This is a genomic window from Streptomyces sp. NPDC045967 (genome assembly GCF_056430495.1).
Genome location: NZ_JBWKLE010000001.1, coordinates 546,974 through 572,959 on the forward strand (window position 1 = coordinate 546,974; position 25,986 = coordinate 572,959).

24 protein-coding genes, 1 pseudogene and 1 riboswitch are annotated in these 25,986 nt (G+C 72.9%); of the genes and pseudogenes, 20 read left to right on the plus strand and 5 right to left on the minus strand.

The features are described 5' to 3' along the window. Position 1: 1 nt before the first annotated feature. The 5 genes from qcrC (at position 2) to AC07FY_RS02680 (ending at position 6,538) form a co-directional block, all read left to right on the plus strand. Positions 2–811 carry a cytochrome bc1 complex diheme cytochrome c subunit gene (gene qcrC, locus AC07FY_RS02660; protein ID WP_478999391.1) on the plus strand — a complete coding sequence of 270 codons (810 nt, stop codon included), beginning with the start codon at positions 2–4 and terminating at the stop codon, positions 809–811. After that, positions 808–1,863 (plus strand): cytochrome bc1 complex Rieske iron-sulfur subunit, encoded by a 1,056-nt coding sequence (gene qcrA / locus AC07FY_RS02665; RefSeq protein ID WP_478999393.1) that lies wholly within the window; start codon positions 808–810, stop codon positions 1,861–1,863. Before qcrC ends, qcrA begins: the two co-directional genes overlap by 4 nt. Next, positions 1,860–3,491, plus strand: a complete 1,632-nt coding sequence (qcrB, locus tag AC07FY_RS02670; RefSeq protein WP_478999395.1) for a cytochrome bc1 complex cytochrome b subunit — start codon at positions 1,860–1,862, stop codon at positions 3,489–3,491. Before qcrA ends, qcrB begins: the two co-directional genes overlap by 4 nt. 153 nt (positions 3,492–3,644) lie before the next feature. Beyond that, positions 3,645–4,709, plus strand: coding sequence for an anthranilate phosphoribosyltransferase (gene trpD, locus AC07FY_RS02675; RefSeq protein ID WP_478999397.1), 1,065 nt, complete (start codon positions 3,645–3,647; stop codon positions 4,707–4,709). Between the two features lie 79 nt (positions 4,710–4,788). Then, a riboswitch (SAM riboswitch) is annotated at positions 4,789–4,905 on the plus strand. Between the two features lie 220 nt (positions 4,906–5,125). Continuing rightward, positions 5,126–6,538 carry an aminotransferase class V-fold PLP-dependent enzyme gene (locus AC07FY_RS02680; RefSeq protein ID WP_478999399.1) on the plus strand — a complete coding sequence of 471 codons (1,413 nt, stop codon included), beginning with the start codon at positions 5,126–5,128 and terminating at the stop codon, positions 6,536–6,538. 311 nt (positions 6,539–6,849) lie between these two features. Here AC07FY_RS02680 and AC07FY_RS02685 read toward each other — a convergent pair whose 3' ends face one another. Then, entirely contained in the window at positions 6,850–7,131 is a 282-nt protein-coding gene (locus AC07FY_RS02685; RefSeq protein WP_267798581.1) for an Lrp/AsnC ligand binding domain-containing protein, read from the minus strand. Further along, a complete protein-coding gene (locus AC07FY_RS02690; protein WP_478999401.1) occupies positions 7,128–7,862 on the minus strand; it encodes a rhomboid family intramembrane serine protease in 735 nt (244 codons plus the stop codon). Before AC07FY_RS02690 ends, AC07FY_RS02685 begins: the two co-directional genes overlap by 4 nt. Positions 7,863–7,987: 125 nt before the next feature. On the opposite strand from AC07FY_RS02690, the gene AC07FY_RS02695 reads away from it, so the two are divergent. The 7 genes and pseudogenes from AC07FY_RS02695 to AC07FY_RS02725 all read left to right on the plus strand — a co-directional run. Next, positions 7,988–8,227 (plus strand): hypothetical protein, encoded by a 240-nt coding sequence (locus tag AC07FY_RS02695; RefSeq protein ID WP_008738811.1) that lies wholly within the window; start codon positions 7,988–7,990, stop codon positions 8,225–8,227. A gap of 40 nt (positions 8,228–8,267) precedes the next feature. Next, positions 8,268–9,632, plus strand: coding sequence for an NYN domain-containing protein (locus AC07FY_RS02700; RefSeq protein WP_478999869.1), 1,365 nt, complete (start codon positions 8,268–8,270; stop codon positions 9,630–9,632). Between the two features lie 252 nt (positions 9,633–9,884). Beyond that, positions 9,885–10,913 carry a C40 family peptidase gene (locus AC07FY_RS02705; protein ID WP_478999403.1) on the plus strand — a complete coding sequence of 343 codons (1,029 nt, stop codon included), beginning with the start codon at positions 9,885–9,887 and terminating at the stop codon, positions 10,911–10,913. Positions 10,914–11,156: 243 nt separating this feature from the next. Further along, complete coding sequence (locus AC07FY_RS02710) at positions 11,157–12,200, plus strand: C40 family peptidase (protein ID WP_478999405.1); 1,044 nt, start codon at positions 11,157–11,159, stop codon at positions 12,198–12,200. Positions 12,201–12,234: 34 nt separating this feature from the next. Continuing rightward, positions 12,235–13,356: a hypothetical protein gene (locus tag AC07FY_RS02715; protein ID WP_478999407.1), complete on the plus strand. Its 1,122-nt coding sequence runs from the start codon at positions 12,235–12,237 to the stop codon at positions 13,354–13,356. Between the two features lie 32 nt (positions 13,357–13,388). Continuing rightward, the gene (locus AC07FY_RS02720) at positions 13,389–14,531 is read left to right on the plus strand and encodes a glycosyltransferase family 4 protein (protein ID WP_478999409.1); all 1,143 of its coding nucleotides are present in this window, start codon (positions 13,389–13,391) and stop codon (positions 14,529–14,531) included. A gap of 480 nt (positions 14,532–15,011) precedes the next feature. Further along, positions 15,012–15,221, plus strand: a pseudogene (locus AC07FY_RS02725) (GMC oxidoreductase); the annotation flags it as partial. A 36-nt stretch (positions 15,222–15,257) separates the two neighbouring features. On the opposite strand, the gene AC07FY_RS02730 reads toward AC07FY_RS02725, so the two are convergent. After that, positions 15,258–17,054 carry an AMP-dependent synthetase/ligase gene (locus AC07FY_RS02730; RefSeq protein WP_478999410.1) on the minus strand — a complete coding sequence of 599 codons (1,797 nt, stop codon included), beginning with the start codon at positions 17,052–17,054 and terminating at the stop codon, positions 15,258–15,260. 244 nt (positions 17,055–17,298) lie between these two features. On the opposite strand from AC07FY_RS02730, the gene AC07FY_RS02735 reads away from it, so the two are divergent. The 6 genes from AC07FY_RS02735 (at position 17,299) to AC07FY_RS02760 (ending at position 22,256) form a co-directional block, all read left to right on the plus strand. Then, entirely contained in the window at positions 17,299–18,126 is an 828-nt protein-coding gene (locus AC07FY_RS02735) for a metallophosphoesterase family protein (protein ID WP_478999872.1), read from the plus strand. 107 nt (positions 18,127–18,233) lie between these two features. Next, positions 18,234–18,677, plus strand: coding sequence for an SRPBCC family protein (locus AC07FY_RS02740; RefSeq protein ID WP_478999412.1), 444 nt, complete (start codon positions 18,234–18,236; stop codon positions 18,675–18,677). Positions 18,678–18,687: 10 nt separating this feature from the next. Next, positions 18,688–19,890 carry an ArsA family ATPase gene (locus AC07FY_RS02745; protein ID WP_478999414.1) on the plus strand — a complete coding sequence of 401 codons (1,203 nt, stop codon included), beginning with the start codon at positions 18,688–18,690 and terminating at the stop codon, positions 19,888–19,890. A 75-nt stretch (positions 19,891–19,965) separates the two neighbouring features. Further along, positions 19,966–20,430 carry a DUF5304 domain-containing protein gene (locus AC07FY_RS02750; protein WP_478999416.1) on the plus strand — a complete coding sequence of 155 codons (465 nt, stop codon included), beginning with the start codon at positions 19,966–19,968 and terminating at the stop codon, positions 20,428–20,430. 61 nt (positions 20,431–20,491) lie between these two features. Next, on the plus strand, positions 20,492–21,433 hold the full coding sequence (locus tag AC07FY_RS02755; RefSeq protein ID WP_478999418.1) for an ROK family glucokinase: 942 nt from the start codon (positions 20,492–20,494) through the stop codon (positions 21,431–21,433). A 73-nt stretch (positions 21,434–21,506) separates the two neighbouring features. Continuing rightward, complete coding sequence (locus tag AC07FY_RS02760; protein WP_478999419.1) at positions 21,507–22,256, plus strand: endonuclease/exonuclease/phosphatase family protein; 750 nt, start codon at positions 21,507–21,509, stop codon at positions 22,254–22,256. Between the two features lie 172 nt (positions 22,257–22,428). Here the strand turns inward: AC07FY_RS02760 and AC07FY_RS02765 are convergent, their stop codons facing one another. Beyond that, on the minus strand, positions 22,429–23,049 hold the full coding sequence (locus tag AC07FY_RS02765; RefSeq protein ID WP_478999420.1) for a hypothetical protein: 621 nt from the start codon (positions 23,047–23,049) through the stop codon (positions 22,429–22,431). After that, positions 23,042–23,821, minus strand: coding sequence for an alpha/beta hydrolase (locus AC07FY_RS02770; RefSeq protein WP_478999875.1), 780 nt, complete (start codon positions 23,819–23,821; stop codon positions 23,042–23,044). Before AC07FY_RS02770 ends, AC07FY_RS02765 begins: the two co-directional genes overlap by 8 nt. Positions 23,822–23,991: 170 nt before the next feature. Between AC07FY_RS02770 and AC07FY_RS02775 the strand changes: the two genes are divergently transcribed. Both AC07FY_RS02775 and macS read left to right on the plus strand, forming a co-directional pair. Beyond that, positions 23,992–24,735, plus strand: coding sequence for a lysophospholipid acyltransferase family protein (locus AC07FY_RS02775; RefSeq protein ID WP_478999878.1), 744 nt, complete (start codon positions 23,992–23,994; stop codon positions 24,733–24,735). Between the two features lie 33 nt (positions 24,736–24,768). After that, positions 24,769–25,977, plus strand: coding sequence for a MacS family sensor histidine kinase (gene macS, locus AC07FY_RS02780; protein WP_478999422.1), 1,209 nt, complete (start codon positions 24,769–24,771; stop codon positions 25,975–25,977). Positions 25,978–25,986 lie beyond the last annotated feature (9 nt).

Here is a 25,986-nt window from a genome sequence, read left to right on the forward strand (position 1 = left end):
CGTGAAAAAGCTCTCCGCACGACGACGCCATCCGCTGGCGGCGGTCGTCGTTCTACTCCTCGCGCTGGCGGCCACTGGGGGGCTGTACGCCGCCTTCGCGCCCGCGGGCAAGGCGCAGGCCGATGAAACCGCCCAGTCCCTCGCCATCGAGGAGGGCAAGAAGCTCTACGCCGTGGGTTGCGCAAGCTGCCACGGAACCGGCGGTCAGGGTTCCACTGACGGCCCCAGCCTGGTCGGCGTCGGCTCCGCGGCCGTCGACTTCCAGGTGAGCACGGGCCGCATGCCCGCCCAGCAGCCCGGCGTCCAGGTGCCGAAGAAGCCCGTCGTCTACTCGCAGGCGCAGATCGACCAGCTGGCGGCGTACATCGCCTCCCTCGGTGCCGGTCCGATCACGCCGACCGAGAAGCAGTACGACCCGGCGGGCGCCGACGTCGCCAACGGTGGCGAACTGTTCCGCAACAACTGCGCGCAGTGCCACAACTTCACCGGCGAGGGCGGCGCTCTGACCAACGGCAAGTACGCCCCCAACCTTGAGGACGTCTCGCCCAAGCACATCTACGAGGCCATGCTGACCGGCCCGCAGAACATGCCCTCCTTCCCGGACAGCACCATGCCGGAGAAGCAGAAGAAGGACATCATCGCGTACCTCGAGAACGTCAACGGCGAGAAGTCCACCAACCCCGGTGGCCTCAAGCTCGGCGGCCTCGGTCCCGTTTCCGAGGGCCTGTTCGGCTGGATCTTCGGTCTGGGTGCGCTGATCGCCGTTGCCGTCTGGGTCGCGGCCCACACCGCTAAGGCCAAGAAGTCATGAGTCAAGACATTCCCGAAGAGAAGCACCTGCCGAGCGAGCAGGGCGACGCGCACCACGGTGCCGTGGCCGTCGCGGACGACCCGTTCGCCGACCCCGGCCTGCCGGTACACAAGCCGCGCATCCAGGACATCGACGAGCGGGCCGCGAAGCGTTCCGAGCGCACCGTCGCGATGCTGTTCACGCTGTCGATGCTGGCCACGGTGGCCTTCATCGCCTCCTACGTGATCTTCCCGGTCGACAAGATCGTGTACATCTTCCCGATCGGGAAGGTGAGCGCGCTCAACTTCGCCCTGGGCATGACGCTGGGCACGGCGCTGTTCTGCATCGGCGCGGGCGCGGTCCACTGGGCCCGCACCCTGATGTCCGACGTCGAGGTCGCCGCCGAGCGCCACGAGATCGCCGCTCCGCCGGAGGTCAAGGCGCAGGTCATGCAGGACTTCCGGGACGGCGCGTCCGAGTCGGGCATCGCCCGCCGCCCGCTGATCCGCAACACCCTGCTGGGTGCGCTGGCCATGCTGCCGCTCTCCGCCGTCGTGATCATGCGCGACCTGGGCCCGCTGCCCGAGGACAAGCTGCGCAAGACCCTGTGGGCCAAGGGCAAGCTGCTCATCAACCAGAACACGATGGAGCCGCTGCGTCCCGAGGACGTGCTCGTCGGTTCGCTGACGTTCGCCATGCCGGAGGGCCTGGACGAGCACCAGCACGACTTCCAGGTCCAGATCGCCAAGGCCGCCCTGATGATCGTCCGCATCCAGCCGGACGACATCAAGGACAAGCGGGAGCTGGAGTGGTCCCACGACGGGATCGTGGCCTACTCCAAGATCTGCACCCACGTCGGCTGCCCGATCAGCCTGTACGAGCAGCAGACGCACCACGTGCTCTGCCCGTGCCACCAGTCCACTTTCGACCTCTCCGACGGCGCCCGTGTCATCTTCGGCCCGGCCGGTCACGCGCTTCCGCAGCTGCGGATCGGTGTCAATGACGAAGGCTTCCTCGAAGCGCTCGGCGACTTCGAAGAGCCCGTCGGCCCTGCATTCTGGGAGCGCGGATGAGTACTGCGACCACTGACACCAAGGCGCGCAAAGCGCCGGCCGGCGAGCGCGTGGCGGACTGGGCGGACGGCCGCCTGGGCATCTACGGCCTCGCCAAGGCCAACATGCGCAAGATCTTCCCGGACCACTGGTCCTTCATGCTGGGTGAGATCTGCCTCTACAGCTTCATCATCATCATCCTCACGGGTGTGTACCTGACGCTGTTCTTCCACCCGAGCATGAACGAGGTCGAATACCACGGCTCGTACGTGCCCATGCAGGGCGTCATGATGTCCGAGGCCTTCGCCTCGACCCTGGACATCAGCTTCGACGTCCGCGGTGGTCTGCTCATCCGTCAGATCCACCACTGGGCCGCGCTGATCTTCGTCGCGGCGATGATCGTGCACATGATGCGCGTGTTCTTCACGGGCGCGTTCCGCAAGCCCCGCGAGGTCAACTGGATCTTCGGCTTCCTGCTGCTGGTCCTCGGCATGTTCACCGGTTTCACCGGTTACTCGCTGCCGGACGACCTGCTCTCGGGTACCGGTGTCCGCTTCATGCAGGGCGCCATCCTGTCCGTCCCGGTCGTCGGCACCTACCTGTCGATGTTCCTGTTCGGCGGGGAGTTCCCGGGCGGCGACTTCGTCGCGCGGTTCTACTCGGTGCACATCCTGCTGCTGCCCGGCATCATGATGGGCCTGCTGGTGGCCCACCTGATCCTGGTCTTCTACCACAAGCACACCCAGTTCCCCGGCCCCGGCAAGACGAACAACAACGTCGTCGGCATGCCGCTGCTGCCGGTCTACATGGCCAAGGCCGGAGGCTTCTTCTTCCTGGTCTTCGGTGTCATCGCGGCCGTCGCGGCGATCGCCTCGATCAACCCGATCTGGGCGCTCGGCCCGTACCGCCCGGACCACGTGTCCACCGGTGCGCAGCCCGACTGGTACATGGGCATGCCGGAAGGCCTGATCCGTGCCATGCCCGGCTGGGAGATCAACATGTGGGGCCACACGCTCGTGCTGGGCGTGTTCATCCCGCTGGTGCTCTTCCCGCTGGTGCTGGGCGCGATCGCGGTCTGGCCGTTCATCGAGTCCTGGGTCACCGGTGACAAGCGCGAGCACCACCTGCTGGACCGCCCGCGCAACGTCCCGACCCGTACGGCCTTCGGCGTCGCCTGGATCGCGGAGTACATCGTCCTGCTGATCGGCGGTGGAAACGACATGTTCGCGCAGTACTTCCACCTCTCGATCAACTCGATCACCTGGTTCGTCCGGATCGGCTTCTTCGTCGTCCCGGTCCTCGCCTTCATCGTCACCAAGCGGATCTGCCTCGGCCTCCAGCGCCGGGACCGGGACAAGGTGCTGCACGGTCGCGAGACCGGCATCATCAAGCGCCTGCCGCACGGTGAGTTCGTCGAGGTCCACGAGCCGCTCTCGCAGGACAAGCTGCACACCCTCACCTCGTACACGCAGTACCAGCCGATCGAGGTCGGCCCGACGGTCGACGAGAACGGCGTCGAGCGCAAGGTGAAGCTCGGCGAGAAGCTGCGCGCGAAGCTCAGCAAGGGCTTCTACGCCGAGAACAACCAGATTCCGAAGCCCACGGTGGAGGAGTACAAGGAGATCCAGAGCGGCCACGGCCACCACTGATCCCGCTCGGGGCCGGTCACGGCCGGCCCCGGTGTCGCCACGGCGAGAGCCCCGTCCAGTGTCTGGACGGGGCTCTTCGCCGTCTCGCGGGCTGGATAGGCTGAAGCCCTTCCCATTCGCCGTGGAACCCCCGACGACCAGCAGGAGCGGACCATGAACGTTGCGACCCCGGCAGGCGGCGACAGCGTGGCGGCCCGCGGCTGGCCGGGCCTGCTCGACGCCCTGCTCAGCGGCCGGGACCTGAGCGCCGAGGACACCGCCTGGGCCATGGACCGGATCATGCGCGGCGAGGCCACGGACGCGCAGATCGCCGGCTTCGTGGTCGCGCTGCGGGCCAAGGGGGAGACGGTCGCCGAGATCAACGGCCTGGTCCGCGCCATGTACGGGCACGCCAACCTCATCGAGGTGCCGGGCCGGACGGTGGACATCGTCGGCACCGGCGGCGACGGGGCCAAGACGGTGAACATCTCCACCATGTCCGCGATCGTCGTGGCCGGTACGGGCGCCAAGGTGGTCAAGCACGGCAACCGGGCGGCGTCCTCCGCGAGCGGCTCCTCGGACGTGCTGGAGAAGCTCGGCGTCAACCTGGACCTCACCCCCGCGCGGGTGGCGGAGGTCGTGGAGGAGGCCGGCATCACCTTCTGCTTCGCCGTGAAGTTCCACCCGGCGCTGCGGCACGTCGCGGCGGCCCGCAAGGAGCTGGGCATCCGCACCACCTTCAACTTCCTCGGCCCGCTGACCAATCCGGCCCGGGTCCGCGCGCAGGCCACGGGTGTCGCCGACCCCCGGGTCGCCCCGATCGTGGCCGGAGTGCTCGCCGAACGCGGCTCCTCCGCGCTCGTCTTCCGCGGCGACGACGGGCTCGACGAACTGACCACGACGGCCACCTCGCGGGTGTGGTGGGTCCGCGACGGCGAGGTCCGCGAGCAGTCCTTCGACCCGCGCGACGTGGGCGTCCCGCTGGTCGACGTGTCGGCGCTGCGCGGCGCGGACGCCTCGTACAACGCCGATGTCGCCCGTCGCCTGCTGGCCGGCGAGGGCGGACCGGTCCGCGAGGCGGTCCTGCTGAACTCCGCGGCGGCCCTGGTGGCGCTGGACCCAGGCACCGGGACGCTGGAGGAGCAGATCCGGGCGGGCATCGCCCGGGCGGCCGAGTCGGTCGACTCGGGCGCGGCCCGCGCCGCCCTGGAGCGGTGGGTGGCGGCCAGCAACGCCTGAGCGCTCCCGCCCACGACCCCGGTCCGCATGCTGGACCGGGGTCTTGCGCGCGGGGGATCTTGTGGCAGGATGCTGACCAGGTCACGAGTGACAGCGTTTAGGCCCCGGCTTGCTGTCCGGCAACCCTCCTTCCGTGGCGGGGTGCCCCGGGTGATGACCAGGCCGTAGGCAGCGAGGTCTACGGCAAGCGCGGATCCCTCGACACCAGGGGTCCTGGTCTCTCGAGGAGCGTTTTTCCGTGAGCAAGCGAATGCGATAGGGCGACTCACGCCCCTTCTTCCCCCTCGGACCGCGGGTCGCTTCCGCGTACCCCCGTCCGGCCCGAGGACTTCCCGTACTGCGCCGCACGGCGTCGCGCCGCGGCCGCGTACGGGCACACCGAAGCCATTCACCCCTGCCTGCCGGGAGATTCCGCCATGTCCGCTTCCCTGAACGCCGCCGCCACCGCCGTCCCCGCCGCCCCGTCCACCGACGGACCGGCCTGTGCCGAACCGCTGCCGGTCCTCGGCCGGGACGTCACCGTCCCGCTCGTCACCGGCGGTGAGGTCACCTACGCGGCCCTCGACTACGCGGCCAGCGCCCCGGCCCTCCAGCGGGTCTGGGACGACGTGGCGGCGTACGCCCCGTACTACGGCAGCGTCCACCGCGGCGCCGGATACCTCTCGCAGCTCTCCACCGACCTCTTCGAGCAGAGCCGCGCCACGGTCGCCGAGTTCCTGGGCTGCCGCCCCGCCGACCAGGTCGTCTTCACCCGGTCCACCACCGACTCCCTGAACCTGCTCGCGTCCGCCCTGCCGGCCGGCTGCCAGGTCTTCGTCTTCGAGACCGAGCACCACGCCTCGCTGCTGCCGTGGACCGACGCCCAGGTCACCTACCTCGACGCGCCCCGCACCCCGGACGAGGCCGTCGCCACGCTGGAGCGGGCGCTCGCCGACCGCGCTCCGTCGCCCGGCTCCTCGAGCCGAGGCCCGGCGCTGGTCTGCGTCACCGGTGCCTCCAACGTCACCGGTGAACTGTGGCCGGTCAAGGAGCTGGCCGAGGCCGCGCACGCCCACGGCGCGCGGATCGTCCTGGACGCCGCGCAGCTCGCCCCGCACCACCCCGTCTCGGTCCGTGACCTGGACGTGGACTGGGTCGCCTTCTCCGGCCACAAGCTCTACGCCCCCTTCGGCTCGGGCGTGCTCGCCGGCCGCGCGGACTGGCTGCAGGAGGCCGAGCCGTACCTGGCGGGCGGCGGGGCCTCGCGGAAGGTGGCCCGGCGCGGGGACGGCGGCGTGGACGTCGAGTGGCACACCACGGCCGCCCGCCACGAGGCCGGTTCCCCGAACGTCATCGGCGTCTACTCCATCGCCTCCGCCTGCCGCGCCCTGACGGAGGCGGGCTTCGACGCGCTGGTCGCCCGCGAGCGCCGGCTGATCGGACGGGTCCGCGAGGGCCTGGCCGAGGTTCCGGCGGTCCGCGTCCTGTCCCTCTTCGGGGACGACGCCCCGCGCGTCGGCGTCATCTCCTTCGTGGTGGACGGCTGGAACAGCTCCCACTTCGCCGCGGCGCTCTCCGCGGAGTACGGCATCGGCGTCCGCGACGGCCTGTTCTGCGCACACCCGCTGGTACGCACCCTGCTGGGCAGCGAGCCGCAGGCCCAGGGCGAGTGCGGAGCCCCCGAGGCGGCGCCGGGGGAGCGCTCGCTGAACGCGATCCGCGTCAGCTTCGGCGCGGGCACGCCCGACGAGCACGTCGAGCGCTTCGTGCGGGCGGTACGGGAACTGGTCGCGGACGGCGCGAAGTGGCAGTACCGCACGGAAGAGGGCCGCTGCGTCCCCGCGGTCTGATCCCGCCGACCGTCCCGGGGCTCCGCCCGGCACCCCGCGCCTCAATTGCCGGCGGGGGCTTGATTGGCCCAGGCTTCGCCCGTGGGGCGGGGCCGCTCCGGAGTGTCTCCTCGGCTCGCGCACTTCGCGCCGGCTTCGCACGGGAAACCCCGGTTGCGCGCTCGTCCTGCGGGGACCCTCCTGCGCACCCCCGCCCCACGCCGCGGCGTGGGGCGGGGGAGGCCGAGACCAGGGCCGGGAAGTGCAGCCCCGCCGGCGATTGAGGCGCGGGGTGCGGGGCGGAGCCCCGGGAGACCGGCCGGAGCCCGGCGCTAAGCGTCCAGGCCGATCGCGAACGCCGCCTCCAGGTCGTGCTGGGAGTACGTGCGGAACGCCACGTGCGTGTCCGTGGCCTCGACGCCCGGGATCTTGCTGATGCTTCCCGGGATGATGTCCGCCAGGTTCTCGTGGCGGGCCACGCGGACCAGCGCGATCAGGTCGTAGGTCCCCGTGACGGAGTAGACCTCGCTGACACTGTCCAGCGCGGCGATGGACTCGGCGATCTCGGGGATGCGGTCCACGCTGGTCTTGATGAGCACGATCGCGGTGATCACGGCTGGCTGTCTCCCTCGATGGCCGTCGCTGGTCGCACCACTGTAGTCGTAGCCCGATAACGCGCCCACGCGTACAGGAAGCCGACGGAGAAGCCCACGAGGTGGGCCAGGTAGGCGACCCCGGGACCGCTGCCTGCCCGGTGCGCGGCCACCCCCTGGAGGGCGAACCAGAACAGCAGGACCAGCCACGCCGGGAACCGCAGCGGCAGGAAGAACAGGAACGGGAACAGGCTCGTCACCCTGGCCCGGGGCAGCAGGTACAGGAAGGCGCCCAGCACCGCGGAGATCGCCCCGGACGCCCCGACCAGCGTCTGCGAGGACCCCGCGTTCGCCGCCGCGTACACCGCCAGGGCCGCGTAGCCCGTCCCGACGTAGAAGACGAGGAACGCCGGCCGGCCCATCCGCTCCTCCGCCATCGCGCCGAAGACGTAGAGGAAGAGCATGTTGCCGAGCAGGTGCAGCCAGCTGCCGTGGACGAAGAGCGCCGTCAGAGGGGTCAGCCAGGCCCGTGGGCGGCCGCTGAACAACTCGTCGGGGACCACGCCCCAGCGCTGGAAGTAGTCGGTCCCGGCGGCCAGCAGTCCCTCGCCCGTCCCGTAGGCCGGGTTCAGGCCCGACGCGGGGCCGAGGACGAACACCACGGCGCAGCCCGCGATCAGCGCATGGGTGACGACGGGTCCCCGGGCGGCCTCGCGGACGGCCTGCCACCTTACGATCATGTGACAGAGCATGACGCAACCGACCTCTCCCGGGGCGGTGGCAGGCCGTAGGGTTACGAGCCGGCGTCCGGCCAATCGGCGCGGACGGCTCAGCAGACGGCTTTAATTGAAACAGCTACGAAGGAGAGAGCGGCCTGATGACGGTTCCCCTGCCGACCGACACCACCCGGTGGCGCTGCACCCTGTGCGGCAACCTCACGCGCTTCGACGTCACCCGATCGTCGAAGGTCGTGGAGTACGTCCACCTGGACCTCGCCGGGGAGCCCAAGGTCGAGGAGCGAGAGGTGGTCAATGAGACCATCGAGTCGGTCCGCTGCCGCTGGTGCAACGCGGTGGACCAGATCGAGCTCGTGGACAGGCCGGGCGCGGACTCCTGACGGAGCCCCGCCCACAGGGAGAACACGGTAGGGGTGACGGATTGTGGAGCCAGCAAGCGGCGCTGAGCCGGCCGGTGCGGCCGGCGACGCCGCCGAGGTGCTCGACCGCCCGCTGCCGGAAGGTGTGCGGCGCCGGGTCGTCGCGCTCGTCTCGGACGCCTTCGGCGGACTGACGGTCGCGGACCTCCCGGCGCAGCTGCGCCAGTACGCCCGTTTCACCCCGACCCGGCGCGCCAAGTTCGCGGGCAACGCGATGGCCGCGGCGGTGGAGACCGACCCGGTGTTCCGCGGCCGGGTCGCCGAGAAGCTGCGCGAGGCGCAGGCGGAGCTGGCCGGCGCGCTGGAGTCCGGTGCGCCGCCCGCCGCCGCGGACCCGCTGGACGTGGCGGCCGCCGCGTACGTCCTGCGCCCCGTCGGCTGGGTCAAGCTGGTGGCCGCCGCCGGCGAGGAGGCGCAGCGCGCCGACGCCGAGCGGGTCGGCGAGGAGACCCGGCGCGAGCTGGACCGGCTGCGCGAGGAGCTGGAGCAGGTACGGGACCTGCAGCGGTCCGGCGGTGAACAGGTGCGGGCCGATCTGGAGGAGGCCCGCAGGGAAGCCGAATCGCTTCAGCGCAAACTGCGCAGCGCGCTCAGCGACGTCAAGCGCGGCGAGGCGGCCCTGCGCAAGGTGAACGCGGAGATCGACGGGATCCGCGGGGAGGCGGCCGCCCGGGTGGCCGCCGCCGAGAGCGAGACCCGGCGGCTGAAGTCCCGGCTGGCGGAGGTGGAAGCGTCCCTGGAGACCTCGCGCCGGGCCACCCGCGAGGGGCGCAGCATCGAGGACATGCGGCTGCGGCTGCTGCTGGACACCGTGCTGGACGCGGCGGCGGGACTGCGCCGCGAGCTGGCACTGCCGCCGGTGAACACCCGGCCGGCCGACACGGTGGACGCGGTGGAGCCGGGGCGGATGACGCCGAAGGACATCGCGGCGCGCGCCCTGTCGGAGACCGATCCGGCGCTGCTGGACCAGCTGTTGGCGCTGCCGCAGGCCCATCTGGTGGTCGACGGCTACAACGTGACCAAGACGGGTTATCCGACGATGCCGCTGGAGAAGCAGCGGCTGCGGCTGCTGGGCGGGTTGTCGATGCTGGCCGCGCAGACGGGCGCCGAGATGACGTGCGTCTTCGACGGGGCGGAACTGGCCGCCCCGGTGCTGCTCGCGCCGCCGCGCGGGGTGCGGGTGCTGTTCTCCAAGGCCGGGGTGACGGCGGACGAGCTGATCCGCCAGTTGGTGCGGGCCGAGCCGCCCGGGCGCCCGGTGGTCGTGGTCTCGACCGACCGGGAGGTCGCCGACGGGGTGGCCAAGGCGGGTGCGCGACCGGTGGCGTCCGCATTGCTGCTGAAGCGGCTTTCGCGCGTTTCGTAACTCCTGCCCCGCATGCCCGAATTGACGGGGGTGCTGGGGAACGTACCGTCAAGTGCCCGGCACAGAGCGTGCGCTGTAGGTAAAGAAGCTGGTGGGAGACCGACTTTTTTGCCGACAGGATTTGAACTGATCACAGATGGGTCACTAGGGTCTGCTCAAACCTTCGTGCGGTGGATCACCCATTCGGGGTGGCGGCGGAGGTGCTGCCGAGTTGCGTTCTTCGGCGGCTCGAGGAAGAAGGAGCTCGCCTTCGTGGCGTCCCACCGTCGACCCAAGCAGCCGAACCGCGCTCGTGTGACCGTGGTGACGGCGACCGCCGCCGCGGCCGTCGCCCTCTTCTCCCAGAACGCCTCCGCCGCTCCCGGCAAGCCGAGCAAGGACGAGGTCAAGGCCCAGGTCGACGCCCTCTACGAAGAGGCGGAGCAGGCCACCGAGAAGTTCAACGGGGCCAAGGAGCGCCAGGAGACCCTGGAGAAGGAGATCGGGCAGCTCCAGGACCAGGTGGCCCGCGGTCAGGGCGACCTCAACGAGCTGCGGGGCACGCTCGGTTCGATGGCGAGCGCGCAGTACCGCAACGGCGGCATAGACGAGTCGCTCGCCCTCCTCCTGTCCGAGGACCCCGACAGCTACCTCGAAAAGGCCTCCTCCCTGGAGCACCTGAGCGGCAAGCAGGTCGAGGCGGTCCACAAGATCCAGGCCAAGCAGCGCACCCTCGCGCAGCAGCGCCAGGAGGCCGCCGGCAAGCTCGCCGACCTCGACGCCACCCGCAAGGAGCTCGCCGAGAAGAAGAAGGTCTCGACGGACAAGCTGGCCGCGGCCCAGGCCCTGCTCAACTCCCTGACCGCGCAGGAGCGTGCCGCCCTCAAGGAGGAGGAGACCCGCGCGAGCCGCGCCGACGGCCAGCGCGTCGACCTCGGCAACGTCAAGGCCTCCGGCCGCGCCGGGGCCGCCCTCGCGGCCGCCAAGACGAAGGTCGGCAGCGCCTACATATCCGGACACGAGGGCCCCAACTCCTTCGACTGCTCCGGGTTGACCCAGTGGGCCTACGCCCAGGCCAACGTCAGCATCAGCCGCGTGACCTACACGCAGGCCAACGACGGCACGCGCATCAGCCGCAGCCAGCTCCAGCCCGGCGACCTGGTCTTCTTCTACGGCGACCTGCACCACGTCGGCCTCTACGCCGGCAACAACATGACGCTGCACGCCTCGAACCCGCGCGGCGGCGTCAAGTACGAGTCGATGGACAACATGCCGTTCCAGTTCGGCGTGCGCATCGGCTGACCCGCCGAGCCCCCGCACGAGCCGCCCCGCACACCGCCCATCCGGGCGAATTGCGGGGCGCCGCCCCGACCCCGCGCCCCGCCGGTGACCTGCATCTCCGGCGGGGCGTCCGTGTGTGCGCCCCCCGGCGGTCGTTGGCCGGTGCCCACCGGCGCGGCTACTGTCTGCCAGCGCGTACCCCGGCACACGTCCGTCCACGGGGGGCGGACCCGGGCCACGCCCAGCGGAAGGGAGCGGTTTCACGTGGCGTCCCATCGCCGGCCCGGGCCCGGCAGCCTCGACCGGAACACGAAGGTCACCGTCCTCACCGCCGCCGCGGCCACCGCAGCGGTCGCCATGGCGGGTGCACCCGCCCTCGCGGCCCCCGGCCTGCCGCAGGACCCCGCCGCGGGCTCGCGGGCCATGGTCGACCGGCTCTTCGAGGAGGCCGAGCAGGCCACCGAGCGCTTCAACGAGGCCGGTGAGAAGGCCGACCGGCTGCGTGCCGAGGTCGACCGGGCGCAGGACGCCGTCGCCCGCGGTCAGGAGCGCATCAACACCATGCGGGGCGTGCTCGGCACCTTCGCGGGAGCCCAGTACCGCAGTGGCGGCATCGACCCCGCCGTCGGCCTGTTGCTGGCCGAGAACCCCGACGCGTACCTGGAGCGGGCCGCCGCCCTGGACCGGTTGACGGGCCGTCAGGCGAGGCAGCTGGACGCACTGCGCGAGGAGCAGCGCCGGCTCGGCCAGGAGCGCCGCGCCGCCTCCCGCAAACTCGCCGACCTCGAAGCGCTGCGCGCCGACGTGGCCCGCCACAAGCGCTCGGTCACGGCCAAGCTCGCGGCGGCCCAGCGGCTGCTCAACGCCATGCCCTCCGAGGAGAGGGCCGACTTCGAGCGTGCCTCCCGCTCGGGCGGCCGCCCGGACGCGCTGCCCGACCTGTCGTCCGCGGGTCCCTCCTCCGGCCGCGCCGCGGCGGCCGTGATGGCGGCCCGGGCCGCGGTCGGCCGCCCCTACGTGTGGGGCTCCACCGGCCCGTCCGGATTCGACTGCTCGGGCCTGATGGTCTGGTCCTACCGGCAGGCCGGGGTCTCCCTGCCGCGCACCTCGCAGGCCCAGCGGCACGCCGGCCGCCAGGTGCCGCTGTCGCAGGCCCGCCCCGGCGACCTGGTGACCTACCGCTCCGACGCCAGCCACGTCGGCATGTACGTCGGCAACGGTCAGGTGGTGCACGCCCCCTACCCCGGGGCCCGGGTGCGCTACGACCCGGTCGGGATGATGCCGGTGTCGGCCGTGACCCGGCCCTGAGCCCGGGGCGGGCGCCCTTGCGTACGATCGGCTGATGCCCCCGCCCCGCCGTCCCGTCCGCGCCCTGCCGCTCCTGCCGCTCCTGCTGTGCCTGCTGGCGGCCGGCTGCGCGGTACGGCCCGCGGACACGGCCGCCGGGGACGTCCGCCGGGCGGTGGCCGAGTGGTCGAGGACGCCGCCCGAGCGGCTCGCCGGGATCCCCGTGGAGGGCTGGGCGTACGAGGTCGCCTCGGTGCGGCGGGACGGCGTACGGGCCCTCGTCCGGGCCGAGCTGCGCTACCGGATCACCGGCTACGACCCGGCCCCGGCCGGCTCGGCCCGGGAGCTTGAACTGCGGGAGGCGGGCGGCAGGTGGCGGGTCGCCGCCGAGCGGCCCGCCCCGGGCACGCCGCCGCAGCTGTGGGACCAGGGGCCGGTGTCCGTGGTCCGGGGCGCGCACGCGCTGGTGCTGGGCGGCGCCGGGCAGAGCCCGCAGGCCCTGCGGGAGATCGCCGCCGTGGCGGACGGGGCGGTGCCGGCGGCGAGCGCCGCGTGGCCCCGGCCGTGGGCCGGGCGGGTGGTCGTGCTGGTCCCCGGCTCGCTGGAGCGGATGGCGGAGCTGCTCGGCGGCCCGGCCGACGCCTACCGGGGCCTGGGCGCGGTCACCACCGGCCGGGTGGGCGCGGGGCCCGCCCCCGCGGACCGGGTCGTCGTCAACCCCGAGGGGTACGCCGAGCTGGGCGAGGCGGGCCGGCGGATCGTGCTGACCCACGAGGTCACGCACGTCGCCACCCGGGCGGCGACCACGGCCGGCACCCCGCTGTGGCTCTCCGAGGGCTTCGCGGACTGGGCGGCGTACCGCGGCGGCTCCACCACGCCCGAGCAGGGCGCCCCGGCGCTGGCCCGGGCCGTACGGCGGGGCGAGGTGCCCCCCGCGTTGCCCGCGACGGGGGACTTCGCCTTCGGCGGCGACCCGCAGGCACTGTCCCGGGCGTATGAGGGCGCGTGGCTGGCCTGCCGTCTGATCGCCGAGAGGTGGGGCCCGGAGGCGCTGGTCGGCCTGTACGAGCGGGCGGGCCGCGAGCCGCTGCCGACGGCCCTGGACGGGGCACTGGGCATGGACCCGGCAGGGCTCACGAGGGCCTGGCAGGAGGCCCTTGGCGACTGGCTCCGCTGAGCGCGGCGCCCGTCCGGTACTGTCGGCAGGCCATGCACAAGACGCTGATCGTGACCAACGACTTTCCCCCGCGACCGGGCGGCATCCAGGCATTCCTGCACAATATGGCGCTGCGGCTGGATCCCGACCGGGTCGTCGTCTACGCCTCCACGTGGAAGCGGTCCGCGGAGGGTCGCGAGGCCACCGCGGCCTTCGACGCCGAGCAGCCCTTCCCGGTGGTGCGCGACCCCACGACGATGCTGCTGCCGACCCCGCGCGTGACGCGGCGGGCTGTGGGCCTGCTGCGCGAACACGGCTGCGAGTCCGTGTGGTTCGGCGCGGCCGCCCCGCTCGGGCTGATGGGGCCGGCGCTGCGGCGGGCCGGCGCCCGGCGGATCGTGGCGACCACGCACGGGCACGAGGCGGGCTGGGCCCAGCTGCCGGCGGCGCGGCAGCTGCTGCGCCGGATCGGCGAGGGCACCGACACCCTGACCTACCTGGGGGAGTACACGCGCTCGCGGATCGCCTCGGCGCTGACGGACGCGGCGGCGGAGCGGATGGTGCAGCTGCCGCCGGGGGTGGACGAAAAGACCTTCCACCCGGAGTCGGGCGGGGCCCGGGTCCGCGCGCGGCTCGGGCTGGCAGACCGGCCGGTGGTGGTGTGCGTGTCGAGGCTCGTGCCGCGCAAGGGCCAGGACACGCTGATCGAGGCGATGCCGCGGATCCGGGCGGCGGTGCCCGACGCGGCGCTGCTGATCGTGGGCGGTGGTCCGTACGAGTCCGATCTGCGGGCGCTGGCGGCGTCCGTGGGCGTCGCGGACGCGGTGGTCTTCACCGGGCCGGTCCCGTGGTCCGACCTGCCCGCCCACTACGGGGCGGGGGACGTCTTCGCCATGCCGTGCCGGACCCGGCGGGGCGGGCTGGACGTCGAGGGTCTGGGCATCGTCTACCTGGAGGCGTCGGCCACGGGGCTGCCGGTGGTCGCGGGCGACTCCGGCGGGGCGCCGGACGCCGTGCTGGACGGGGAGACGGGCTGGGTCGTCCGGGGCGGAGCCCCCGACGAGGCGGCGGAGCGGATCGTGGCCCTGCTCCAGGACCCGGACCTGCGGGCCCGGATGGGCGAGCGGGGCCGGACCTGGGTCGAGGAGCGCTGGCGCTGGGACCTCCTGGCCACGCGCCTCCGCGACCTGCTCTGACCCCCGCCTGCGGGACCCGCCGCGCCTGCGGGCCCCCGCCCCACGCCTGACCCGCCCCGCGCCCTGCTCCGGCCTCCCTGGGCCCCACCCGGCCGCCGGGTCGGTGCGGCGCCGTCGCCGGGGCCGCGTTCGGCCCCGCCGGCGTGTGAGGCGCGGGGTGCGGGGGTGGCGCCCCGACAGCGGCGGCGGCGCGCACGCCGACCCGGTCCGGCCCGGCAGCCATGGCTGACTGCCTCTCAGTTGTCCGGCAGGGTGGCGTAGGGGTGGAGGGGCTGATTCCGCCCGTCATGCGGCCATGACACCCAACCTGACGCAGCGTCAATTCCTGGGCCCCGGCGCACTGACGACTGCCGCCGCACTCGGCTTCACCCGGATCGGCCTGGAGTCCGCCTGTCCCCGTTTCGCGGGCGCGCAGCGGGAGCTCGGTGGTGCCGAGGCGTCCCGGCGCCCAGGAAGGGTCGCGCGCAGCCGAGTTCGCGGTACCACCCGCTCGGCGGCTGCGTGCTCGGCGGGGCCACCGACCTCTTCGGCCGGGTCGAGGGCCACCCGGGGCTGTACGTGGTGGACAGCACGCTGATCCCCGGCTCGCTCGGCGCGAACCCGTTCGTCACCGTCACCGTCACCGTCATCGCTTTCGCCGAGCGGAACATGCCCCGGATCCTCGCCGAGGACCAGCCCGCCCGGCCCTGACCCGCCGGACGGGCCCCGGCTCGCGGCCGACGCCGGCTAACCCCGGTACAGGGCGTCGATCTCGTCCGCGAAGTCCTTGGCGACCACGTTCCGCTTGAGCTTCAGCGAAGGCGTGATGTGGCCTGACTCCTCTGTGAACTGGGCGGGCAGAATGCGGAACTTCCGCACCGATTCCGCCTTGGAGACCGCCGCGTTGCCGTCGTCGACGGCCTGCTGGACGGCGGCGTTGAGTTCCGCGTCGTCCCGCAGCTCCGCCGCCGTCACACCGGCCGGCTTGCCGTTCTCCGCGGCCCACCGGCCGAGGAACTCCTCGTCGATGGTGACCAGCGCGGCCACGAACGGCCGCCCGTCGCCGACGACCATGCACTCCGCGACCAGTGCGTGCGCGCGGATCCGGTCCTCGATCACGGCGGGCGCGACGTTCTTGCCGCCCGCGGTGACGATGAGTTCCTTCTTGCGCCCGGTGATCGTGAGGTAACCGTCCTCGTCGAGGGTGCCGACGTCGCCGGTGTGGAACCAGCCGTCGGTGAGCGCCTCGGCCGTCGCCGTCTCGTTCTTCCAGTACCCGGAGAAGATCTGCTCGCCGTGCAGCAGGACCTCGCCGTCGTCCGCGATGCGCACCACGGAGCCCGGCATCGGCTGGCCGACCGTACCGATCTTCTGCTTGTCCCACGGGTTGAAGGTCGTCGCCGCGCAGGACTCGGTCAGGCCGTAGCCCTCCAGCACGGTGAAGCCGATGCCGCGGAAGAAGTGCCCGAGCCGCTCGCCGAGCGGCGCGCCGCCGGAGATGGCGTACTCGCCGCGCCCGCCGAGGACCGCGTGCAGCTTGCCGTAGACGAGCTTGGTGAAGACCTTGTGCTTCAGCTTCAGGCCGAGGGACGGCCCGCGGGGGGTGTCCAGGGCCCGGCTGTACGCGATGGCCGTCTCCGCCGCCGCGTCGAAGATCCGGCCCTTGCCGTCGGCCTGCGCCTTGGCGCGCGCCGAGTTGTAGACCTTCTCGAAGACGCGCGGCACACCGAGGATCAGGGTGGGCCGGAAGGACTGCAGTTCGTCGGTCAGGTTCTTGATGTCCGGTACGCAGCCCAGCCGGATCGGCGCCAGCACGGCCGCCACCTCCACCAGGCGGCCGAAGACGTGCGCCGCAGGGAGGAACAGCAGGACCGAGCACTCGCCGGTCCTGAACAGCGGCTTCAGCCGCTCGACGGCGTTGCCGCACTCCGCGAAGAAGTTGCGGTGGCTCAACACGCAGCCCTTGGGGCGGCCGGTGGTGCCGGAGGTGTAGACGATGGTGGCCGGATCGTCGGCGCACGCCAGGCTGCTGCGCTCGTCGACCTCGGCGTCGGTGACCTGGGCGCCCGCGGCCTTCAGGGCCTCCAGGGCGCCCTGCTCGATCTCCCAGACGTCGCGCAGGTCCGGCAGCCGGTCGCGTAGCGAGGCCACGGCCGCGCCGTGCCCGGGGCTCTCGACGACCGCGGCGACGGCGCCGGAGTCGCCGAGGATCCACTGGATCTGCTCGGGGGAGCTGGTCTCGTACACCGGGACGGTGACGCCGCCCGCGGTCCAGATCGCGAAGTCGACCAGCACCCACTCGTAGCGGGTGCGGGAGATCAGGGCGACCCGGTCGCCGGGCCGCACGCCCGCCGCGATCAGTCCCTTGGCCGCGGCCCGGACCTCGGCCAGGAACTCGGTCGCGGTCACGTCCTGCCACCGGCCGTCGACCTTGCGGCTCATGACGGCGGTGTCGGGATGCTGCGCGGCGTTGCGGCGGATGAGATCCGTCAGGTTCCCGTCCGACGGGACCTCGTACAGGGCCGGAAGGCTGAACTCGCGCAAGACTGCTGCTCCTCTGGGCGCCATCGCCACCATGTGGACCGACCGGACGTTACCCACCGGTAGTGGGTTCCGGATAGAGGGAACCGGCCAGATGTTCCCTGCGTCACATGCCCCGGCCCTTTCCCGCCGACAGTAGTCGACCGCGTCGGCGACTCGGAAGTAACCGCAGGTCCGGCCGTCATCCGGCACCCCCACTGCCCGCGGAGGCCCTCGCGGCCCTAGGGTGACCCGCATGGCTGGCAGCATGCGGGGCGGGACGTCGGACACGAGCGGATCGAGCCGCGCCGGGGGCCGTTCCCCGGCCCGCACCCGCGTCCACGTCGTGAGCGACGTCCACGGCAACACCGAGGACCTCGCCCGGGCGGGGGACGGCGCGGACGCGCTGATCTGCCTCGGCGACCTCGTCCTCTTCCTCGACTACGCCGACCACTCGCGCGGGATCTTCCCCGACCTCTTCGGCGTCGAGAACGCCGACCGCATCGTCGAGCTGCGCACCGCGCGCCGCTTCGAGGAGGCCCGCGACCTCGGGCGGGAGCTGTGGGCGGGGCGGGACCGGGACCGGCTGATCGAGGAGGCGGTGCGCCGCCAGTACGCGCGGATGTTCGCCGCCTTCCCCACCCCCACGTACGCCACCTACGGCAACGTCGACATCCCGTCCCTGTGGCCGGAGTACGCCGACCGGCCCGGCCTCACCGTGCTCGACGGGCAGCGCGTGGAGATCGGCGGCCGGGTCTTCGGCTTCGTCGGAGGCGGCCTGCCCTCGCCGATGCGGACCCCCTACGAGGTGGACGTCGAGGAGTACGCCGCCAAGGTGGAGGCGCTGGGCGAAGTCGACGTACTGTGCTCGCACATCCCCCCGGAAGTGCCGGAGCTCTGCTACGACACGGTCGCCCGCCGCTTCGAACGGGGCAGCGAGGCCCTGCTCGCCGCGATCCGGCGCACCCGCCCCCGCTACGCCCTCTTCGGGCACGTCCACCAGCCGCTGGCCCGGCGCATGAGGATCGGCGGCACGGAGTGCGTGAACGTCGGGCACTTCGCGGCGACCGGGAGGCCCTGGGCCCTGGAGTGGTGAGCCCCGCACGCACGGTAGCCTTCGAGGCGGCGGCCGGAGGCCGCACACTTCCTCGAATTCCCCCAGCTGAACGCTGGGAGGTGCCCCCAGACGGAGGATCGACTGCGATGGCGGAACACACCAGCTCGAGCATCACGATCGAGGCTGCGCCGGCCGAGGTGATGGCCGTGATCGCAGACTTCGCCCGCTACCCGGAGTGGACCGGCGAGGTGAAGGAGGCCGAGGTACTGGCCGCCGGCGCCGACGGCCGGGCCGAAAAGGTGCGGCTGCTGCTCGACGCGGGCGCGATCAAGGACGACCACACCCTGTCCTACAGCTGGCAGGGCGAGCACGAGGTCGGCTGGACCCTGGACAAGTCGCAGATGCTGCGCCAGTTGGACGGCTCCTACCGGCTGGCCCCCCTCGACGGAGGCCGGCGCACGGAGGTCACCTACCAGCTGACCGTGGACGTCAAGATCCCCATGCTCGGCATGATCAAGCGCAAGGCCGAGAAGGTCATCATCGACCGCGCCCTGGCCGGCCTGAAGAAGCGCGTGGAATCGACCGGCTGAGCCCCGAACCGTGCACATCCTGCTGATCACCGGCCCCGGCGGGGCCGGACGGACCACCGTGGCCGCGGCCACCGCCCTCGCCGCGGCCCGGCAGGGGCGGCGGGTGCTGCTGCTGTCCGGCGACGCCCTGGACCCCCTCTCGGCGCTCACCGGGGAGCCCGTCGGGGAGCCGGCCGAGGCCGCCCCCGGACTCCCGGCCGTCCCGGTGGACGGCGGGTTCCGGGTGGCCCGGGTGGACTCCGGCGAGGAGTTCCGCGCGGAGCTCGTCGCCCTCCAGGAACGCGGATCCGCCCTCCTCGGCATGCTCGGCGCCAGGCCGCTGGGCGCCGAGGAGCTCACCGAGCTGCCCGGCGCCGAGCAGTTCGCCCTGCTGCGCGCCCTGCGCCGGGCCGCCTCCGCACCCGGGTGCGACCTCGTCGTCGTCGACCTGCCCCCGCTCCACCAGGCCCTGGCCACCCTCGCCCTCCCCGCCCAGCTGCGCCGCTACCTCGCCCGGCTACTCCCCGCGCAGCGGCAGGCCGCCCGCGCCCTGCGGCCCGTCCTCGCCCAGCTCGCGGGCGTGCCCATGCCCGCGCAGTGGCTCTACGAGGCCGCCGCCCGGTGGGACGAGGAGCTCGCCGCGGTCCAGGAGGTCATGGAGGCGGACACCACCGGGGTCCGGCTGGTCGCCGAACCGGGACCGGCGGCCGCCGACGCGCTCCGGGCGGGGCGCCTCGGGCTCGCCCTCCACCAGCTGCCCGTCGCCGACGTCGTCGCCAACCGCCTGCTCCCCGGCGGCTCCGCCGACCCCTGGCTGGCCGGGCTCGCCGCTCAGCAGGAGAAGTACGCCTCCCAGTGGGCCGGGGAACTTCCCGTGGTCCGGCTCGACCACCTCGGCCACGATCCGCGCGGCCCGCAGGACCTGGGACCGCTCGCCGCCGTCGACGGACTCCTCCCGCGGCCGCCCGCACCCCGCGGGGCCTGGACGGTGGAGGACCGGCTCGCCGAGGACGGGGTGCTCGTCTGGGTGGTACCGCTGCCCGGCGCGCACAAGCGCGAGCTCGACCTGGTCCGCCGGGGCGACGAGCTGCTGCTCACCGTCGGCCCGTACCGCAGGATCGTTCCGCTGCCCGCAGCGCTGCGCCGCTGCGCCGTCTCGGGCGCCGCACTGGCCGAAGGCGGCCTGCGCATCCGCTTCACCCCCGACCCGGGACTGTGGCCCCGCACGTCCTGATCCGCGTACGCCGTTCGGGTACCGTCGAAGGTAGCCATAACGCCACGCACCGCAGCCGCCGCAGGAGAGTCCGCCATGAGCGAGGCCACCGACCGACCCACCGACGACGACGCCTGGGCCAAAGCCTGCGCCGAGGACCTCGCCGCCGAGAAGGAGCGCCTGCGCGGGCAGCAGGGGACGGGGGGCCGGGCCACCGGAACCGCCGCCGAGGAGCTGTTCAGACTCTTCGAGGCTGTCGCCGACAAGGTCTCGGGGCTGAACAACCCGCTCATCGCCGGCGCGGCACAGGGCGCGGTGCGCCAGTTCGTCAACCAGGCGAAGACCGCCGCCAAGCCCGTCGTCGAGCGCAACCCGGAGGTCTTCGACCACCTCGCGGCCGCCGGGTCCGAGCTGCTCGCCGCCTACCGCTCGGCCGTCGAGGGCCACGAACGCCGCTGGACGCAGGGCGAGGCCCCGGCCCCCCGGCAGGCGCCCGCCGGGCGCGATCCGCGCGACGACGGCCCCGCCGAGGGCCCGGCCGAGCGGATCGATCTCGACTGAACCCCGGCCGCCCTCGGGTACGGTGGGCCGTGGCGGGGTTTGACCGGAAACCGAGGGACTAATGGGACTCACCATCGGCGTCGACATCGGCGGCACGAAGATCGCGGCCGGCGTGGTCGACGAAGAGGGCACGATCCTTGACACGTACAAGGTGCCCACCCCGCCGACCGCGGACGGGGTGACGGAGGCCATCTGCGCCGCCGTCTCCGAAGTCAGCAGCAACCACAGCATCGAGGCCGTCGGCATCGGCGCCGCGGGTTACGTGGACGACAAGCGCGCCACCGTGCTCTTCGCCCCCAACATCAACTGGCGGCACGAACCGCTCAAGGACAAGGTCGAGCAGCGCATCGGCCTGCCGGTCGTCGTCGAGAACGACGCGAACTGCGCCGCCTGGGGCGAGTACCGCTTCGGCGCCGGCCAGGGCCACGACGACGTCATCTGCATCACGCTCGGCACCGGCCTCGGCGGCGGCATCATCATCGGCAACAAGCTGCGGCGCGGGCGCTTCGGCGTGGCCGCCGAGTTCGGCCACATCCGGGTCGTCCCCGACGGCCTGCTGTGCGGATGCGGCAGCCAGGGCTGCTGGGAGCAGTACGCCTCCGGGCGCGCGCTCGTCCGGTACGCGAAGCAGCGCGCCAACGCCACCCCCGAGAACGCGGCCGTGCTGCTCTCGCTGGGCGACGGCACCGCCGACGGCATCGAGGGCAAGCACATCAGCGAGGCCGCGCGCGCGGGTGACCTGGTCGCCATCGACGCCTTCCGCGAGCTGGCCCGCTGGGCCGGTGCGGGGCTGGCCGACCTCGCGTCCCTCTTCGACCCGTCGGCGTTCATCGTCGGCGGCGGGGTCTCGGACGAGGGCGACCTCGTCCTCGACCCGATCCGCAAGTCCTTCAAGCGCTGGCTCGTCGGCGGTGCCTGGCGGCCGCACGCGCAGGTGCTCGCCGCGCAGCTGGGCGGCAAGGCCGGGCTCGTGGGCGCGGCGGACCTGGCGCGCCAGGGCTGACCCGCACAGCTCGTGGGCGACCGCCCGCCGCGCCCCTTGGGGGAGCGGCGGGCGGCGTCATATCTTGCCGGTCATGGACCAGCTGCCGAAGTCCCGTACGGAGTCCGACGGGTCCGCCGTGATCCGGGTGCTCAGCTACAACATCCGCTCGATGCGCGACGACGAGGAGGCGCTGGCCCGGGTCATCCGGGCCTGCGCGCCGGACCTCGTGTTCGTGCAGGAGGCGCCGCGGTTCTTCCGCTGGCGCAAGCACGCGGCGAGACTGGCCGCGAAGTGCGACCTGGTGGTGCTGGGCGGGGGTGCCACGGCGGCCGGGCCGCTGCTGATGTGCTCGCTGCGGGCGTTCGTGGAGCGCACCGAGGACGTACTGCTGCCGCGCACCCCGGGCCTGCACCGGCGTGGCTTCGCGACGGCGGTCGTCCGGATCGGCGGGGTCCGGGCGGGCCTGGTCTGCGCGCACCTGTCCCTGGACCGGGCGGAGCGCCGGGTCCAGGCCGGTCTCCTCCTGGAGCGGGTGGGGGACATGGACGTGCCGTACGCGATCGTCGCCGGTGACCTCAACGAGGGCCCCGACGGCGGGGCGTTCGGAGAGCTCGCGGGAACCCTGCAGGACTGCTGGTCGGTCGCCCCCTGGGGTGGGGAGCGGACGTTCCCGGCGGCGGCGCCGGAGCGGCGCATCGACGCGGTGTTCGCGACGAAGGGGGTGGAGGTGCTGGCCTGCGGGGTCCCAGCCGGGGTGGCGGGCGTGAGCGCCGGGGATCTGGCGGCGGCCACGGACCACCTGCCGGTCCTGGCGGTCCTCCGCCTTCCCGCTGCGCGGTAGCCCCGCCGGCTGCCCCGCCGTGTCTGGGGCTCCGCCCCCGAGCCCCCGCGCCTCAAACGCCGGCGGGGCTGGGGTGCGGGCTCCGCCGTCGGCGGGGCTGGGGTGCGGGCCCGGCCGTCGGCGGGGCTGCGCCCCCGAAGCGGGGGTGCCCGTCGGTGTCAGGGGGTGTGGGCTAGACCACCGCGCCGCGGCCCGGTTCGTCGTCCTCGTCGTCGTCGCCCTGGGACATGCGCCCGACCAGTGTCGCGAAGCCGCCCAGGAAGCCGCCGACGCCCAGTGTCGTCAGCCACCAGGTCATCTCCCACTGGAACAGCACCGCCAGGAGCAGCAGCACCGGACCGCCGACCACCGCCAGCCAGGCGAACTTCGACGTGGTGTCCGCCTCGGGGAGCTCCGGCTCCGGCGGCACGAAGTGGCCTTCGTCCGTCGGTTCCGCGAGCGCGTGGTCACGCGGGCCCGCGCCGACGCCCGGGGCGAAGACAACCGAGCTGCCCAGCGCCGCCGGGGGCTCCGGATCCGGCGCGGGCTCGGCCGCGGGCTTCGACTCCGGCTCGGGCTTCGCCGCCTCCGGCTTCAGCGCCTCGGGCTTCGACGCCGCCTCGGGCCGCGGCTCCGGCTCCGTCGGCAACGGCTTCACGTCCTCCTCCGGCAGCAGAAGGTTCTCGATCGGCTTGAACGGCCGGGACCCCGGCGGGTCCGGCGGCTCCTGCCCGTACCCGGCGACGATCGCCGCCCATGCCGCTTCCTCGTCCAGCGGCGGAACCCCGCCCGACTGCTCCTCGTGCTCAGCCACCCGCCTGCGCCCCCTCCCTGCCCACGCTCTCCGCCAGTCGGCCGACGAACGCATAGCTGTCCGCGAAGATCCGCTCCGCGTCATGGTCCAACGTCGCGACGTGGTAGCTCTGTTCCAGCAGGGTCTCGGTGACGTCCGTGGACGAGATCCGCGCCAGGATCCGCGCCGAGTCGGCCGGCGGCACGACGTGGTCCTGCGGGCTGTGCAGCAGCAGCACGGGCTGCGTGACCTGCGGCAGCTCGGTGTCCACCAGCTTGAAGAACCTGCGCAGCGAATGCGCGGCACGCGTCGGGACCCGGTCGTAGCCGACCTCCACCGCCCCCGGCTTCGCGATGTCGCTGGTGATGCCGGCCGTCGAGCGGACGAAGTGCTGGGCCACCGGAAGGGCGAAGGCCAGGGGATCGTGCACCTTGTTGGCCGGGTTGACCAGGACGATGCCGCTGACGGCGTCCCCGTGCTTGGCCGCCAGCCGCAGGGTCAGCGCACCGCCCATCGACAGTCCGAAGACGAACACCCGCGTGCACCGGTCCAGCAGCTCCCGCAGGGCGCGGTCCACCTCCGCGTACCAGTCCTGCCAGCCCGTGAGCTGCATGTCCTGCCAGCGCGTGCCGTGCCCGGGCAGCAGAGGCAGCGACACCGTGAGCCCCCGCCCGGCCAGGTACTCGGCCCAGGGGCGCAGCGACTGCGGGGAACCGGTGAAACCGTGGCAGAGAAGGACGCCGACCTCTCCGCCCTCGTGGCGGAACGGCTCGGCTCCAGGGAGGACGGGCACCAGGGTCTCCTTGATCATGATGTACATCAGGTGGGTGCGTTGCTCTGTGTGACTTCACCGTACGCGACCGGGGTGACACCGACCAGGGTCGTCGGGCCGCTGCCGGGAGAGCCAGGGGATATGGTCTGTTCGACAGACACAGGAAGGCTTTCGAGTTGATCTACGGCGCAATGAAGTTCTCCATCGGCGGGACCCTGAAGCTCGCCTTCAGGCCGTGGGTGGAGGGCCTCGAGAACATTCCCGCGGAGGGGCCGGCGATCCTCGCGAGCAACCACCTGTCCTTCTCGGACTCCTTCTTCCTCCCGGCCGTACTGGACCGGAAGGTCACCTTCATCGCGAAGGCGGAGTACTTCACCTCCCCGGGCGTCAAGGGCAAGCTGACGGCCGCGTTCTTCAAGGGCGTCGGCCAGCTCCCGGTGGACCGCTCCGGCGCGCGCGGAGCCGGCGAGGCCGCCGTCAGGAGCGGCATCGGGGTCATCGAGCGGGGGGAGCTGTTCGGTATCTACCCCGAGGGGACGCGTTCACCCGACGGCCGGCTCTACCGCGGCAAGCCCGGCGGACTGGCCCGCGTGGCCCTGGCCACCGGTGCCCCCGTGATCCCCGTGGCGATGATCGACACCGAGAAGATCCAGCCGCCCGGCAAGGTGGTCCCCAAGCTGATGCGGCCGGGCATCCGGATCGGCAAGCCGCTGGACTTCAGCCGCTACCACGGCATGGACGGCGACCGCTTCATCCTCCGCTCGGTGACCGACGAGGTCATGTACGAGATCATGAAGCTGTCCGGCCAGGAGTACGTGGACATCTACGCGACGGCGGCCAAGCGCCAGATCGCCGACGCCGAGAAGGCCGCCGCCAGGGCCGAGAAGGCGGAGAAGGCCGAGCAGGCCGAGAAGGCCGGCGGTACGGCGGAGTAGCGACGGGCGCACCGCCCGCGGGGGGTGGGGGAGATGGCACAACGCGAACGCGTCGTCCGCATGTCGGTCGAGCAGCCGCTCTGGCGCGCCCTGACCGCCTACCGGCTGCTGACCATGGCCTATGCCGTGGTGCTGTTCGGCGCCGCGTACGAGAGGTTCCCCCGCCCCGGGGTCGCGGCCGGCTACCTCGCCGTGCTCGCGGTGTGGACCGTGGCCACGCACCGCAAGGTGGCGAACGCGGCGAGCTGCACCAAGCGGTTCCTCGGCGCCGACCTGGCCGTCGCCCTGGTGGGGATCCTGCTGACCCCGCTCGCCGACGCCCACGAGCGGATCGCGGCCGGCGGCCCCACGCTGCCGAGCATCTGGACGGCCGGTTCGGTCCTCGCCTTCGCCATCAAGGGCGGCTGGCGCTGGGCGTGCGTCGCCTCCACCTTCGTCGCCCTGGCCAACACGGCCGTCCACGGCGGCGAGCCCACCCGGGACGCCCTGCACAACGTCCTGCTCGTCTGGGTCGCCTCCGTGGCCATCGGCTACGTCGTCGAGGTGGCCCGGGCCAGCGAGGCCACGCTCGCCCGCGCCCTGGAGATCGAGGCGGCCACCCGCGAACGCGAGCGCCTCGCCCGCGACATCCACGACGGGGTCCTCCAGGTCCTCGCCATGGTCCAGCGGCGCGGCAGCGAAATGGGCGGCGAAGCGGCGGAGTTGGGGCGGATGGCCGGGGAGCAGGAGGTGGCGCTGCGCACGCTGGTCAGCAGCGGGCTGGTGCGGCCCTCCCGGATCTCCCGCGACGGGTCGCGGGGCGCGCTGGTCGACGCGTACGAGGTGGAGGAGCCGGGTGCCGACGAGGGCGAGCTGGACCTGCGGACGCTGCTCGCCCCGCACGCCGGATCCCGGGTGAGCTTCGCCGAGCCGGGCACCGCGGTGCCGCTGCCGGTGCCCGCGGCCAGGGAGTTGGCCGCCGCCGTCGGCGCCGCCCTCGACAACGTGCGCCGGCACGCCGGGGACGGGGCCAGGGCCTGGATCCTGCTGGAGGACTGGGGCGACGAGGTGATCGTGACCGTCCGGGACGACGGCCCGGGCATTCCGGCGGGCAGGCTCGAGACGGCCGAGGGCGAGGGGCGGATGGGAGTGGCCCTGTCCATCCGCGGCCGGCTGCGTGACCTCGGCGGCAGCGCCGAGCTGGTGTCCGTCCCCGGGCAGGGCACCGAAGTGGAACTGAAAGTACCGAGGGGGAGGACGTAAGTGAGCGAG